The sequence below is a fragment of the Amycolatopsis sp. WAC 01375 genome, assembly GCF_003947325.1.
Classification (GTDB): domain Bacteria; phylum Actinomycetota; class Actinomycetes; order Mycobacteriales; family Pseudonocardiaceae; genus Amycolatopsis.
The window spans coordinates 1-13,023 of record NZ_QHHW01000062.1; the positions used below are offsets into that span (position 1 = coordinate 1).

Below are 13,023 nucleotides of genomic sequence, written 5' to 3' on the forward strand. Positions count from 1 at the left end.
CGCGGGAACACTGGCCGCGATTGACGAAGCCGTCACCCATTATCGGCGACTCGCCGAGAGCGACCCCGGCGCCTTCCTGCCCCAACTCGCTGGCTCGTTGAACAACCAAGCCGCTACGCGCAGCGAAGTTGGTAACCGCGCCGGAGCGCTGGCCGCCAGTAACGAAGCCGTCACCCACTATCGGCGACTCGCCGAGAGCGACCCCGGCGCCTTCCTACCCGACCTCGCTGGCTCGTTGACTAACCAAGCCGCTACGCGCAGCGAAGCTGGTGACCGCGCTGGAGCACTAGCCGCGAGCGACGAAGCCGTCACCCACTATCGACAACTCACCAAGATCTTTCCCAGCGCATTCCTGCCCAACCTCGCCACGGCGTTGAACAACCAATCCACTACGCGCAGCGAAGTTGGTGATCGCGCGGGAGCGCTGGCATCGATTGACGAAGCCGTCGCCCATTTTCGACAACTCGCCGAGAGCGACCCCGGCGCATTCCTGCCCTACCTTGCCACGGCGTTGAACACCCAAGCCAACCTGCGCAATAAGGCTGGTGATCGCGCGGGGGCACTGGCCGCCAGCAACGAAGCCGTCACATTGCGGCGGCGACTCGCCGAGAGCGACCCCGGCGCATTCCTGCCCTACCTTGCTACGGCGTTGAACACCCAAGCCAACCTGCATAACGAGGCTGGTGACCGCGCGGGGGCACTGGCAGTCTTCCTGACTGTATGGCGAGGTTTAAGTCCGGGACCGCAATCCCAACTAATTGCCATGCGAGCTCAGTGGCGCCTGCACGATCTCAACGTCTATCCCACTGCCCAACCGTTTGATATCGACAGCGTGTTCGACGATCTAGCGTTGGCCGCATCAACAGCAGCTGAGCCCGATCTCCCCGTACGCAGCGGTCCCGCCCGCCGTAGAATTCGCGACACCGTCGCTAAGGTGGTAGAAACGTTGCCAGACGCGGCGACATCCTTGCGTGCGCGGTTGCCAACCTGGGCCTGCGCAGACCTATCGGAGCCTCTACTAGACCTGCTGAATCAGTGGCTCGGCAGCCAGAATGGGGAAGCCCGCGAGTCCTTCATCCGGGACAACGCGACGACACTGCTCTCCGACGATGGAACAGCTGGCGTCACGCTGGCACGATTCCTATACCCGGAGTTCGAAGGCCTCAGCGAGTTGCACGACCTGCTAGACGCGGTTCGCGCAGGTGGGCTGGACGCAACCTTAGCCACTCACCGTGCGACGCACACTCACGCGGCAGAATTAGAGGCCTGGCTGACAACGTCGACCTGGGAGGAATCCCGCACGCTCCTGAAGAACCACCCCGGCCTCATTTCCGACCCCCGGACGCTTACCCTGCTGGAAGCCGCCAGCGAGCACCCGATGGCCCGCCAGCACCTCGGCATTCTGCGGCTGATCCACCAGTCGGCCATCGGGTCGATCGACGACGTCTACGACGCAGTCACTGACCCACTAATCGCCGCCGACCAAGCCATGCTCTGCCTGGAACGACTGGACATCGAGTCCCTGGAGGAGCTACTGCGCGCCGCGCCGGACCTCCTGCAGGCGCCATTCGTCGGCCCGTACCTCCTCGCTGTCCGTGCTGCGATCTCTGCAGCCACATCGTCAGCCGACAACAAATCCGACACGGACGCGCGGAGGGCGATTGAGATCGCCGCCCGGACCGGCACAGCAACCCAGCGCGCGGCAGGTGCCGCCCGTTTGCGTCGTATCGCCCGGCGCGAGTCCAACGTGAAGAGCATATTCGAGGACTTGGCGGCACGGCTGGGTCCCGCTTCAACTGAGAACACCGGTAAACAGCACCGCTGACCACGCGGAGGCGGCCCACCACCGAGGAACTCACTTGGTTGACCGCCCTAGTACTGCAACGGCAGTTCGGTGAGTGGGTAGCCTCGTCGTTTGTAGTGGCTGAGGCGGGCTTGGTGTTGTCGTCGGCGGCGGAAGGGTGACCAGTGCCAGATGTGTTCGGCGGTGTCGGCGACACGCAGGATGAGTTTGGTGAGCAGGCGTCGGATCTCCGGTAGCGTGAATCCGATCATGCCTGGTTCGCCGACGCCGATTCCCCTTTTATGGCAAGGGATCGGGAGACGGCGAGCCAGGCGTGGGCGAGCATCGAGAGTGTGATGTGGGCATACCACGCGCGCCAGGATCGGACCTGGTAGTGATCGAGCCCGGCTTCGTTTTTGGCTTGCTGGAAGCATTCCTCGATGCGCCAGCGGGTGCCGGCGATCCAGGCCAGGTCCAGCAGGCTTGAGCGGCGGGGCCCGTAGCAGACGTAGTAGGCGATCTCGGTCGGATCGCTGATCGAGCGCCGGGCAAGTAGCCAGTGTCCGCGACCGGCCCGCCACCTGGAGCGGATCGGGATCCGCGCCCAGTCGTACTCGCGTGGGCCGTGCGCGCCGGCCCCGACCGACAACCGTCGCCACGACCGGGCGGGCAGGTCCGCGATCAGCTCGTCGGCCCGTGCCTCGCCGCCGTCGGTGGTGCCCAACAGGTCGTTGACCTTGGTGGCCAGCAGATGCGCGGCGTCGTGGTTCTCCAGCCACGCCCGCAGATACTTGACCTGCCCGTAGGCCTCATCGGCGGTGATCCACGCGAACGGCACCTTCGCTTCGAACGCCCGTGCCAGCATCCCCATCGCCTGCCGCGGCTTCGTCTCGAACTCGGTCCCGTCGGGGATCCCCGCTCGCCGGGCGCGGTCACGGTCGGCGATCCACGGTTCGGGCAGATACAGCGCCCGGTCGATCAGTGCATGCCCGTGCTCGGAGGCATACGCCAGGAACGTGCCGATCTGACAGTTCTCGATCCGGCCCGCCGTCCCGGAGTACTGCCGCTGCACTCCCGCCGACCGGACACCTTTCTTCAGGAACCCGGTGTCGTCCACGATCAGCACACCATCCGGCTCACCGAGATGCTCGATCACGTAGTCGCGCACGTCGTCGCGGACTCCGTCGATGTCCCAGTCCGCCCAGCGCAACAACCGTTGCATGCCGTCCGGGGACATTTCCCCGGCTTGCTCGGCCAGCGTCCAGCCGTTCTTCCGCTCCAAACCCGCGACCAGCCCGGACATATACTCCCGCGCCCTGGCACGCGGCTCCGACCGCGTGAACCGACCCGCGATCCGCTCATGCACCCGATCCAGCTGATCCATCACCACACCGACCACCACCACGATGATCTACCACACACCACCCGAGTGCCGTTGCAGTACTAGGCCAGACTGTGCGAGCCGCACTATCGCAACAGGACCGGAGAGCGGCCCTCGGATTGGCAAATCCAGCAGGTCACGCAACTGGTACTAGATGCGCTGTCTCATGAGACAACGCACTCTGGGGAACGGCGCCTACGACGTCATCAGCCGCCATGGCGCCTTCCCCGACGACGCGCAAACCTACGCTCGCGCGGTGCGGACCTACGACATGCAGATCCGCAACCTGCAATGGGCCTCCACACAGGACTACCCTTGTGAACCTGAAGCGCTCGCGAGAACAGGGCTGACCGCCCTGGATCACCAGACCCTCTCCGTCCAGTCCTACCTGGACCTGACCGCATGGTGGCAGCGGCTCGCGCCGAACCGCCCCTCACCGTTCCGGCTCGTCGTGCAAGGCGACACCGTCGAGTCCTACCTTCGGTGCTGGGAAATGTTCGGCGAAAGCGGCGTCGACCTCGCGTCCGCCGAGCTCGTCGGTGTCGGATCCATCTGCAAGCTCGAGAAGACCGACCTGCCGAAAGTCGTCGACATTGTCGCCGCGCTGCGCGAGCGCACCCGAGCCACGCTGCACGGTTTCGGTGTCCATGCCGACGCCAGCCCCCTCTTCGATGACGTCGACTCGATGAGCTGGAGCAAGGCCGCCCGCGCCCGGCGCGCCAAACATCCGGAATGCACGGCATGGCACCGGGTTTGCTCCAGCTGGCTGCTCTACGCGGAAGACTGGCACGACCGAGCGTCGGATCTGCACGCCGCGCGTGCCGCCTGACACCCGTCCCGCAGCGCCGATCAACGACCGGCCACCGCGAGCCGATGTCGTCCTTTGCGCGGTGCGGTGACGGAGACGCGCCAGCATCGCAGCCCGCCACCGGGTCCCGCACCCCTCGCGATCAGCCCTGCAGCGAGGAGACACGCGGGACCCGGTGGTGTCCCGCGTCGGGGCACGTACCCGTCACCGCGCCGACGACAGATGCCGACGGCGATCGCACTGCAGGTGCCGGGTCCCTGCCCGCCAACGGCCAAGGACATCGCAATGAACTCTCTCCCCGCCGGCACGGACACGTCGGCCACCGTGGTTCAGCTCGGCTACACCAGCAGCCCGCAGAAGAACGGCAAAGGGCAACCCAAGAAGACACTGCATCGCAACTACGCCGACCCCAACCACCCCGGACTGTCACGGCTTCTGCACTGCAACACCAGCTCAGCCAAGACCGTCGACATCATCGTGGCGCGTGTCGATGTCACCGCCAACGCCGACCTCGTCACCGAGCTCCTGCGCCTCGACGTCACACCCAGCCGGCTGTGCCGCCGGTGCTTCAACTCCCCGCCGTGGTCCATCGCGCACGCCTACCGCACAGCACTCGCGATCACCGACCCGGACGCACAGGCGCTGACCTTGACCCTCACCCATGACCAGATCGCCGTCATCGCCTACCTCGTCGCCTCCACCGAGTCGCGACAGATGGCCATCCCCACCGACGTCGGGAAAGAAGGCGCCCCCGTCACCACCGTCGCCCTCTCCGCTGCCGCACACGCCGTCGTCTCGGGATTCCTCGCCCTCGACGACGGCGACGATCCCGAGAATGGCGTCAACCCGGACGGCATCCTCGCCGACGACCACGTCTGGGACGAACTCCGCGACCGCTTCCCGCTCAGCGCGTACCACGCCTGGATCGCCACCGACCCAGACGCGAGCCCCACCGATCCAGACCTCATTGAGCCCCTGCGCACCACCTTCCCGATCTCGGCGTTCTGGGGCTACGTCGCAGCCGGCACCGTCGACGACCCGAACTACGAGCCCGGCGCCGGGTACTGATCCAGCCGGGTCGTCCTGGCTTCGTTTGGTAAGTGCAAGGACGACCCGGCTCGGGGACGACAGAAGCGCCGCGAAATCGGGAAAGAGGAACTCGCCGAGACGCCCGCAGCTCTGGTCGTCCCAGAACGCCGTCAGCTGACAAGTGCGGTACGCAGTCGGCGTATCAGCGTCCCCGCCGGCCGGTGTCAGGTAGTCGCCGAACCGGGGGTGACCGTCGCGCTGGGCCGCGGCGAAGGCCTCGAGGTAGGTCTGTGGCTGGGCGCCAACGGACGCCATGAAGGCGTCGAATGACTGTCGATTCTCGGAATTCATCTCGTTCCTCACGCGTATTGGTGGCGTCGAACCAACCCCGCTACTACGGGGAACGAGCGGCCACCACTCTACGACAGCCTCGGATGAGCCTCGCGCTGTGTCCCGGCCAGCCACGCTTGAGACGTCAACTTGGCCAAGCTGCGGAAGGGCTAGAAGACGGATCCGCTCCGGGATCTCGTCTCGTGGTCCGCACGGCAGCGAGCCGGGCCAGCGGTCGCGCGGCGGCCTGGTCCTCGCTGTCGCGGTGCTGAGCCGGAGGACAAGCCGATGCCAGCGGAACCGCGTGTGGTGCTTCAAGGGCGCCTTCGGCGTCGCGCGCGATGGGCCTTCGGCCCACCCTTTCCACGCCACACGCGGTTCCGCTCGGACCACGCTCGTCCCCGAGCATCACCCCGAACAGGAGAACCCATGTCGATCACCTGCGGAAACCGTGCTGGCCATGATGATGGGAAGCCCGCCATCCACGCGACGATCGACGCCGTCCGCGCCTGCTGCACCGCCGGGCTGGTCTGGGCCTGTGACTGGCTCGTGGCCCGCACCAACCCCGAAGACGGCGAAACCTACACGGTGGAATGCGGCGGCCTGTCCTGGCACCTGCCCGATGGCCGCGGCACCACCTGCGAGTTCGGCCACTCACACATTTACGCCGAAGTTCGTCAAGACGAACGCTGGGACTACGCAGAAGACGATGAGGAAGCCAAACGTCTCGCCCACCTAGGCGTGGCGCCCTTCACGATGGACGGGAAGCCGTTCGACATCGACTCGGACGCGCTCCGGTACCCGGCCGAGTTGACTTCTGCCCTCTAAACCGGATAGGCGCCGATGGCCGCTCGTGTCCACAACGGACGCGAGCGGCCACCTTCGCATCTTCCTGCAGGGGCACCGAGCGGAACCTGCCCACACCGGCCACCTGCGGCACCCGGCCATGGCACCGAGGAACCCTGAATTCTGAAAGGATCAGCTCATGCCCTTGGAGTACGTGACCGGTGACGCGACCCGCCCTGGCGCACTGGGAAACAAGGTAATCGGGCACGTCTGCAACGACCGCGGCGGATGGGGACGGGGCTTCGTCCTCGCGGTGTCACGACGATGGCCGCAGCCCGAACACCACTACCGGCAATGGAGCCGAACGTCCGGCTTTGAGCTCGGCGCGGTGCAGCTGGTGCAGGTCGAGACGGACACCTGGGTCGCGAACCTCGTCGCCCAGCACGGCTACCGCACCCGCGAGAACCCTGTGCCGCTGCGCTACGAAGCTCTCGACACCTGCCTGGCCACTCTCGCCGACCACGCGGTCGAACTCGACGCAACCGTGCACCTGCCGCGGATCGGGACCGGTCGCGCCGGCGGTAGCTGGGACCAGATCGCCACTCTTCTCGACCGGCAGCTCACCGCTCGCGAGATTTCCACCACCATCTATGACCTCCCATAGCACCGTTTGACCTCAGGCCGCCTGCCCGCCATCTCGTCCCAGCTGAACGATTGACCGGCATCCGGCGGCACCAGGCCCGGCTGGCCTCACTCGCAGCTGCCGCGCGGCTTGCTCGCCACACTTCAGCGCAGAGGCGGAACGGGTGACACCAGCACGGAGGACGGGGATTCGCGGCAAGAACCGCACGCCCGCGCCGTCCGGGTGAGACGAAGCCTCGCTGCGCTCGGTCGCGCTGACGCGCGATCCCACCCCGGACGGCCGAGCGCGCGGCTCTTGCCCGCCCTGCGGTCCCCATCCACCGTGCTCCGGCGCGCTCGTCCCATCTCCAGCACGACCGAAGTGGACAGACGCCGTGAGCCACACGCACATCGACAAGTGTTTTCAGCCAAGCCTGAAATGCACGTTGTCACCGCACACGCACACCTGGCGGTGCGTACCGCAGGACTGCCCGAAGTACCAGCACAAACACAAAAGCAACTGCTACCAGGCTGTCCTGAAGCGCCGGAAAGGGCTCGTAGCCGTCACGGCCTGATCCGGCCAGCGGCCATGGCGTCCCTGCCAGGGGACGCCATGGCCTCCCACCAGCGACAGCGTGCTCAGCACCGCGACCAACCGGAGGACACGATGAACCACACGGGACTGTTGCTGATCGACGTCGACGGCCCCCTCAACCCCTACGCGGCACCGCCGCACCGCCGCCCGCGGGGGTTCGAGACCTTCCGCTACACCTCCAGTGGCGGCTGGTTCTCCGGACGGCAGACTAGAAAACACAGAGGGATGCGCGTGTGGCTCAACCCGGCACACGGGACCGCCTTACTCGACCTGGCCGCCGACACCGGTCTCCAGCTGATGTGGTGCACCACCTGGCAGCACGAAGCCAACACCCACATCGGACCGGCGATCGGGTTGCCACGGCTACCGGTGATCGAGTTTCCAGAGGAAGACCTTCTCTCCTATGGCGCCGGCGCGCAGGGCTGGCGCCGCGACGGCAACTGGAAATGGGCCACGGTCGCGCGCTACGCGGCGGGTCGGCCTCTGGCATGGCTTGATGACGACCACGACGACCCGGCGTTCGCGGCCGCGCGAGCCGACTTCGACAAGCAGCGCCTCGCGGCACCGACCCTCCTGAGCCACGTCGATCCACGCACCGGCATCCAGTCAGATCATCTCGACCGGATCCGCACCTGGGCTTCGGCGCTCGGGACACCCGCGCGGCACTTCTGATCGCCCCGGTGCGGACCCGGTATACGCCGTCACCGCCGTCCAGGCTGCACCGCCGCGCGGCTGCGAACATCTTGCCTGGACGGCGGTGACGGTCGCCCGCTCCGGGGACCTGGTCCATGCACCTCGCGAGGATCAGGAGCACCGGCATGGCGGAATCGCTGAACCGTATCGACCCACACGACTGCGGCTGTACCGACTGCCTCACCGGATACAGCAGACCCCTGAGCCAACGGGGCGACGTCACACAGTTCCGCATGTTGCTCAACGGCCAAGTCACCGACGGCACGGGCACCGAACGCGGGGCGTGGATGCGAGAAGCCGCCCGGGTGTGCCCGCAGGCAATCGCCGAATTCGTCGCTGACGAGTTCGCCGCCGGCCGCCTGCTCTCCCGCGCCCTGCTGCAGGAACGCCTCACCAACCGCGTCCTGGGCAGCTTGCTCGACCTCTGACACCGGCACCCCGCACCGCCAGACACCCGGCAGCGGCCAGGTGCCTGGCGGTGCCGAACCTTGAAGGCAGCAGCTGATGAGCGACACCAACACCACCCTGATCGTCCACTCGTGCCCGCCGTACCGCGTCCGCGCCGTCGCCGCGGTACTCCGCGCCCGCGGGCTCACCGACGACGACCCCGACTCCCGCCAGACTCTTCACCTCGGTGAGGCCTACATGTCTTCCGACCTCGTGGGGCGTGACGTAGCCGTCCTGATCGACGACCTGACCCAGGTGGCACCGGAAGCGGCGTTCACCGTGTACGAGGACGCGACCGATGAATGGCTCGGCACTGTCGATCGCGTCGTGCCACCGCTGGGGCGGTTCACCGCGGCGACCGACCATGACGGCAACGCGGTGTTCACCGTCGACGAGATTCTCGAATTCGACCAGCTGGAGCCGGGCGAACGGCAAGCCCGTCTCGGCATCCCCTGGGTGAACGCGATCGCCACCATGCCTGAGGGCGCCATGGCCGAGCCGGTACCCCACGAAACAGAGTGGACCCCCGCCGACGGCAGGGTGATCGTGCTGGCCGCAGGACAGGACGGAGCCGACGTCCTCATTGAAGCGACGTGTCTGGCCACAGTGGACGACCACGGCAACCTGGAGACCGCCGCAACGGCCGATGCGGCACTCGCCGGCGCAGGGTTCCTGCGCGCGAACCCGTGGGAACCGCTGAACCAGACGTGCCGGAAGTGGGGCACCGCTGTCTACCGGACGCCCCGGTAGGGCCGTGATCGTCAGCAGGTCATATATCTGACTCTGAACTCGGGCCGGTTCGATCTGTTTGTGTCGGACCATGCCGTGAGTCACCTGCGGCGCGCATAACGCTTACATACGACTAATACTCGGAAGTTCCGCAGACTTCGGCTTATGCCGACGACGGCCAGGCGAACTCCACGGCCGAGTGATCGACCAGAGCGTTTCAGGGCTTCGGGCTGGGCCTCGTCGGGCGTCACGTGGACACAGCGGTTGCTGCTCCCGTGTTGAGGGCTCACCGACGCTGACCGACGTCCGCGGCTGCGCCCGAAGCGCTGAACGCCCAGCCGACCGGGTGAGACAGGCCTCGCTGCGCTCGGTCGCGCTGACGCGCGATCCCACCCGGTCGGCCGAGCGGCCACGCCCCGGCCGGTCCGCGACCGCCGCTCCTGCTGGTTCCGCCCCTAAACACCGTGGAACCCGCACCCTCGCCGGAGTTCACGGCGACGCATCAGACTAAGGAGCTTGACGAATGGGCAAAATCGCTCGCGCCGCGAAGAAGGCTGTCAATGAGATTGTCGACGAAGCAGTGACGAATCCAGCGAAAGAGGCAGTCAAGCGCGCTAACGCGCCTCTGAGGTCACAAGTTCAGCGAAGCAGTGACGAGTCGCTCCGCCCGTGCTCCTGCGGTAGGCCGTTCTACGGTCGCCTGCACCGCGGGCGCAAGTGCTTGGGTCCCGCGGACAGGGTGACGCTACCTCACCGGTCGTGACTCGCCGCAGGACCCTTGGTGTCGTTTGTGTCTGTCTAATGCAGACACAACGGTTGACCTCACGGGCAAAGTGCAGCACCAACGAGTGCACCGACGTGCCCGCGTTTCGCTGCGTGCACCACACAACGCCACAGGCACTCCGCTGACCTCCCTGCCTTCATGCGATGTCCGCATGGTGGCGTGCCAACCCGAATATGTCGCGGTTCGTGCCGTGCGAAATTCTCGGCCAAGCTCCGGGCCAGGCGCCCGAGTGAAGGGGCGACATCGGGCTCTTTGCGGAATGTCTGCCGGGCTGACAGGGCTACCGCAGCATGCACCGGGACCGGGGTGACCACAAGCCGCGAACAGAATGCGGCTTGTGGTCACCCCGGTCCCGGTGCTCGCAGGGTGGGCCCCGTCAACTCGGGCGGGGCACACCGAGAGGACCATCCGATGGCGAACTCCGAAGAAGCCTCCAATTTCGACGCTCTCGCCGCGACCATCAAGAAGGGCCTCAACGGCTTGCGTGAGGCCAGTGCACACATCGCCGTGCCCGTTGGGCATGCGTCGAAGTCTTTCGGGAAGGCAGAGAAGGAGCGGAAGGAGCGGATAGCATCGGCCGCGAAGGAAGCCATCGACGCCATCGAACTGGCCGAGGGTTTGGTTCTGAGGATCGTTCTGGAGCTGAAGGGCGCCGCGAACGACCGCCGCCGCTGAGTTCTGGCGAGTGTCGTCCCCGGCGAGGCCCGGGGACGACACCCGCGCCTTTCACCCAGCCTAGTTTTGGTCGCCGTAGAAACCTTGCGTGGTAGACGTGCTGGTCGACTCCAATCCACCCTGCATCCGTTTTCTAGGCTGGTACCAAGCCCAGTCGGATGATGCCGGACGACGTCGAGACTGCCCGCCCGACGAAAGTGTCAGGCAGCTGTAGCGCGTTGAAGCTACTGGCCGATGCTCTTCGAGCCGCGCCAGCGACCAGGCGTTGCGCCGCTGTGAGCACTCTGCGCGAATGACGACTGCCTGAACCGATCGCGAATCAGGTGTAGTAGGCGACGTTGTGGCTGCGGACGCAGTACCCCGCCCGATCACGCGACCTGCGGGCAGCTAGCACTAGCACAACGGGCGCGACCCAGCAGACAAGTCCGAACGGTGACTGCTGTTCGTTCAGCGGGCCAGCGAGGCCACCAGCTGGCGGTAGGCTACCAGCGAACCCAACCGCACCGATCGTTTCCGTGCACCCCTTGCGCTGACTCTCCCCATCATCGACGCGACTGGCGCGATCTCGAGTTCGTGTACGAACCCGCAAGGTGAACACCTCCCTCCAGCAGGTCGAGCCTTGTGAGGACTTCCAGAGGACAGCAGACCGGGCGGGGACACGCAAAGGCGCTTCGCGTCGCTGCGCGATGGCCGCAAGCGGCCACCCCTGCCTGCCCCCGCCCCGCCTGCAGGCCTTGCGGCAGTCCACACAGCACCGACCAGCAAGGAGCACGCGATGATCATCCTCGACGGTCACGCCATCGATCCCCGCCCGATCACCCTCGCCGAGCTGGGGTGCGGCTGCATGCAGGAGTACAACGGCCACGAGATCGAAGTCGGGGAGATCGTCGACTGCGACATGCAGGAGACCTGCACCAACTTCTTCTTCGGCCCTGCGCAGGTCCGCCGCGTCATCCGGACCGGCGTCCTCGACTGCGATGTCCGTCTCCCGGATGCCGCACTGGTGGCCACTCAGGCGGTCTAGCCCCGTCAGCGGGTCTCGTCTCCCAACCGAAGGAGACGAGACCACCACGCTCGACCGTCCATTACGGACGGTCGAGCGCGTACTTTCCTACCGCACCAATAGGGAGTAAGAGTGAGTGATCTTGTTATGCGCTGGTGGGCTGAGGTCGACGGTGACTCCGCGGCGTACGACGAACGCAGCGCGGACCGGGTGGATGTCTTCACCGAAGCCGGTGACCACGTGTGCACCCTCTACCGCGAGTCGTCCGGTCGCTGGGCCGACGTGCACCCGGCTGACGTGACCAGGGCAACGATCCTCTGGTCAGATGTCGCTGCCTACGTTTCGGATCCAGACGGAGTTGGCCTTGGATAGCTCAGCTCTCAGCCGGGCGGCGGAATACGATGCCGCCGGCGTCGCAATGACGTTGGTGATGCTCGGCTACGTCGCGGGCAGCACCCACGCGGGCGACAACCGGAACCTCATCGCCTTCGCTGGGCGGTGAAGTCGATCCAGCCGGCCTCCTGAACGAGGCGCTCTGCGCACTCGCAGCAGCCCGTGAGAGCGCAGAGCGGGTCCCGGCAGCCCCAGAAACCGTGCACGAAGCAGAACGACTCGTGAGCTTCGTGGAAGCACGCTGGAGCCAGTCCTTGTAGGTGCGTTCTCCGCCAAGCAAGCGCCCGCCGGGGGCACCACGGCCCGGCGGGCTGCCACAACGCCATGCTTCTCTCTGCTCGTGCAGCGTGCGCAGTGCGTCCAATTGCCACTGTCCGCCGGTCTGTCACCTGTCGGCCGCCGCGGCGTCGTAATCCATAGGCCGCTCGGCGTCGAGTGTCCAGGCCGAGGCTGACCGACGCTAACCGGTGCCCGTGGCTGCGCCCGAAGTCCTTTCGCCCGGCCGTGCGAGTGAGACAGGCCTCGCTGCGCTCGGTCGCGCTGACGCGCGATCCCACCCGCACGGCCGAGCACAGCACCCCGGCCGGTCCATGGCCACCGGTCTGGGTCGTGCCGCCCCGCAAACAGGAGGGGAAGCCACGCCGCCAGCTCACGCTGGCCGAGGACATCGACCGGGAGCCGGACATGGACAAAGCCGAGTTCGTAGCGAAGCAGCTTCATCACCTTGCGCCAGACCGACGTGAGAAGGACGTGATCAGCGCGATCAGGATGATCGACAACGTCCGCGTCGTGAATCCGTCGCCCGCGTTCATCCAGGGCGAGCTCACCGAGACGCTGAGCAGGAACGCGCCGTTCACGCAACTGGAGTTCATCGAGGAAGCGGTCACGAAGTTGTCATCCCGTTCCTGACCTCGCTCCGCCGCAGCGGCCTGCGTACGCCCGTCTCTCCGTCCGGAGGGGAGGGCG

Annotated in this window: 14 protein-coding genes and 1 pseudogene; 13 read left to right on the plus strand and 2 right to left on the minus strand. The window is 66.5% G+C overall.

The window, feature by feature from the left end:
* Window positions 1-1,825: pseudogene (locus tag DL991_RS42815) on the plus strand (hypothetical protein); the annotation flags it as partial.
* 47 nt (window positions 1,826-1,872) lie between these two features.
* On the opposite strand, the gene DL991_RS40965 reads toward DL991_RS42815, so the two are convergent.
* Together DL991_RS40965 and DL991_RS40970 are read right to left on the minus strand one after the other, a co-directional pair.
* Window positions 1,873-2,055 carry a hypothetical protein gene (locus tag DL991_RS40965; RefSeq protein ID WP_125789727.1) on the minus strand — a complete coding sequence of 61 codons (183 nt, stop codon included), beginning with the start codon at window positions 2,053-2,055 and terminating at the stop codon, window positions 1,873-1,875.
* On the minus strand, window positions 2,052-3,167 hold the full coding sequence (locus tag DL991_RS40970; RefSeq protein WP_370309455.1) for an IS701 family transposase: 1,116 nt from the start codon (window positions 3,165-3,167) through the stop codon (window positions 2,052-2,054). Before DL991_RS40970 ends, DL991_RS40965 begins: the two co-directional genes overlap by 4 nt.
* Window positions 3,168-3,330: 163 nt before the next feature.
* Here DL991_RS40970 and DL991_RS40975 point away from each other — a divergent pair, with 163 nt between their 5' ends.
* From DL991_RS40975 to DL991_RS41025, 12 genes are all read left to right on the plus strand, one after another.
* Window positions 3,331-3,993, plus strand: a complete 663-nt coding sequence (locus DL991_RS40975) for a hypothetical protein (protein WP_125789728.1) — start codon at window positions 3,331-3,333, stop codon at window positions 3,991-3,993.
* A gap of 264 nt (window positions 3,994-4,257) precedes the next feature.
* Window positions 4,258-5,040, plus strand: a complete 783-nt coding sequence (locus DL991_RS40980; RefSeq protein WP_125789729.1) for a hypothetical protein — start codon at window positions 4,258-4,260, stop codon at window positions 5,038-5,040.
* Window positions 5,041-5,760: 720 nt separating this feature from the next.
* The gene (locus DL991_RS40985) at window positions 5,761-6,159 is read left to right on the plus strand and encodes a hypothetical protein (protein ID WP_125789730.1); all 399 of its coding nucleotides are present in this window, start codon (window positions 5,761-5,763) and stop codon (window positions 6,157-6,159) included.
* Between the two features lie 157 nt (window positions 6,160-6,316).
* Entirely contained in the window at window positions 6,317-6,781 is a 465-nt protein-coding gene (locus tag DL991_RS40990; RefSeq protein ID WP_125789731.1) for a macro domain-containing protein, read from the plus strand.
* Window positions 6,782-7,405: 624 nt separating this feature from the next.
* Window positions 7,406-8,005, plus strand: a complete 600-nt coding sequence (locus tag DL991_RS40995) for an HAD domain-containing protein (RefSeq protein ID WP_125789732.1) — start codon at window positions 7,406-7,408, stop codon at window positions 8,003-8,005.
* Between the two features lie 146 nt (window positions 8,006-8,151).
* Complete coding sequence (locus DL991_RS41000; RefSeq protein WP_125789733.1) at window positions 8,152-8,454, plus strand: hypothetical protein; 303 nt, start codon at window positions 8,152-8,154, stop codon at window positions 8,452-8,454.
* Window positions 8,455-8,530: 76 nt separating this feature from the next.
* Window positions 8,531-9,223, plus strand: coding sequence for a hypothetical protein (locus DL991_RS41005; RefSeq protein WP_125789734.1), 693 nt, complete (start codon window positions 8,531-8,533; stop codon window positions 9,221-9,223).
* Between the two features lie 1,174 nt (window positions 9,224-10,397).
* Complete coding sequence (locus DL991_RS41010; protein WP_125789735.1) at window positions 10,398-10,661, plus strand: hypothetical protein; 264 nt, start codon at window positions 10,398-10,400, stop codon at window positions 10,659-10,661.
* Between the two features lie 775 nt (window positions 10,662-11,436).
* Window positions 11,437-11,685, plus strand: a complete 249-nt coding sequence (locus tag DL991_RS41015) for a hypothetical protein (RefSeq protein WP_125789736.1) — start codon at window positions 11,437-11,439, stop codon at window positions 11,683-11,685.
* Window positions 11,686-11,796: 111 nt separating this feature from the next.
* Window positions 11,797-12,036 (plus strand): hypothetical protein, encoded by a 240-nt coding sequence (locus tag DL991_RS41020; RefSeq protein ID WP_125789737.1) that lies wholly within the window; start codon window positions 11,797-11,799, stop codon window positions 12,034-12,036.
* Window positions 12,029-12,166, plus strand: coding sequence for a hypothetical protein (locus tag DL991_RS42820; RefSeq protein WP_158634507.1), 138 nt, complete (start codon window positions 12,029-12,031; stop codon window positions 12,164-12,166). The genes DL991_RS41020 and DL991_RS42820 overlap by 8 nt, the downstream gene beginning before the upstream one ends.
* Before the next feature lie 395 nt (window positions 12,167-12,561).
* A complete protein-coding gene (locus DL991_RS41025) occupies window positions 12,562-12,966 on the plus strand; it encodes a hypothetical protein (RefSeq protein ID WP_125789738.1) in 405 nt (134 codons plus the stop codon).
* Window positions 12,967-13,023: the final 57 nt, after the last annotated feature.

Bases quoted from the DNA above. Each gene is read 5' to 3' on its own strand.
- DL991_RS40970 (WP_370309455.1), bottom strand. From the start codon at position 3,167: ATGGATCAGCTGGATCGGGTGCATGAGCGGATCGCGGGTCGGTTCACG.
- DL991_RS41015 (WP_125789736.1), top strand. From the start codon at position 11,437: ATGATCATCCTCGACGGTCACGCCATCGATCCCCGCCCGATCACCCTC.
- DL991_RS40980 (WP_125789729.1), top strand. From the start codon at position 4,258: ATGAACTCTCTCCCCGCCGGCACGGACACGTCGGCCACCGTGGTTCAG.
- DL991_RS40990 (WP_125789731.1), top strand. From the start codon at position 6,317: ATGCCCTTGGAGTACGTGACCGGTGACGCGACCCGCCCTGGCGCACTG.
- DL991_RS41005 (WP_125789734.1), top strand. From the start codon at position 8,531: ATGAGCGACACCAACACCACCCTGATCGTCCACTCGTGCCCGCCGTAC.
- DL991_RS41010 (WP_125789735.1), top strand. From the start codon at position 10,398: ATGGCGAACTCCGAAGAAGCCTCCAATTTCGACGCTCTCGCCGCGACC.
- DL991_RS40975 (WP_125789728.1), top strand. From the start codon at position 3,331: ATGAGACAACGCACTCTGGGGAACGGCGCCTACGACGTCATCAGCCGC.
- DL991_RS40965 (WP_125789727.1), bottom strand. From the start codon at position 2,055: ATGATCGGATTCACGCTACCGGAGATCCGACGCCTGCTCACCAAACTC.
- DL991_RS40985 (WP_125789730.1), top strand. From the start codon at position 5,761: ATGTCGATCACCTGCGGAAACCGTGCTGGCCATGATGATGGGAAGCCC.
- DL991_RS41000 (WP_125789733.1), top strand. From the start codon at position 8,152: ATGGCGGAATCGCTGAACCGTATCGACCCACACGACTGCGGCTGTACC.
- DL991_RS40995 (WP_125789732.1), top strand. From the start codon at position 7,406: ATGAACCACACGGGACTGTTGCTGATCGACGTCGACGGCCCCCTCAAC.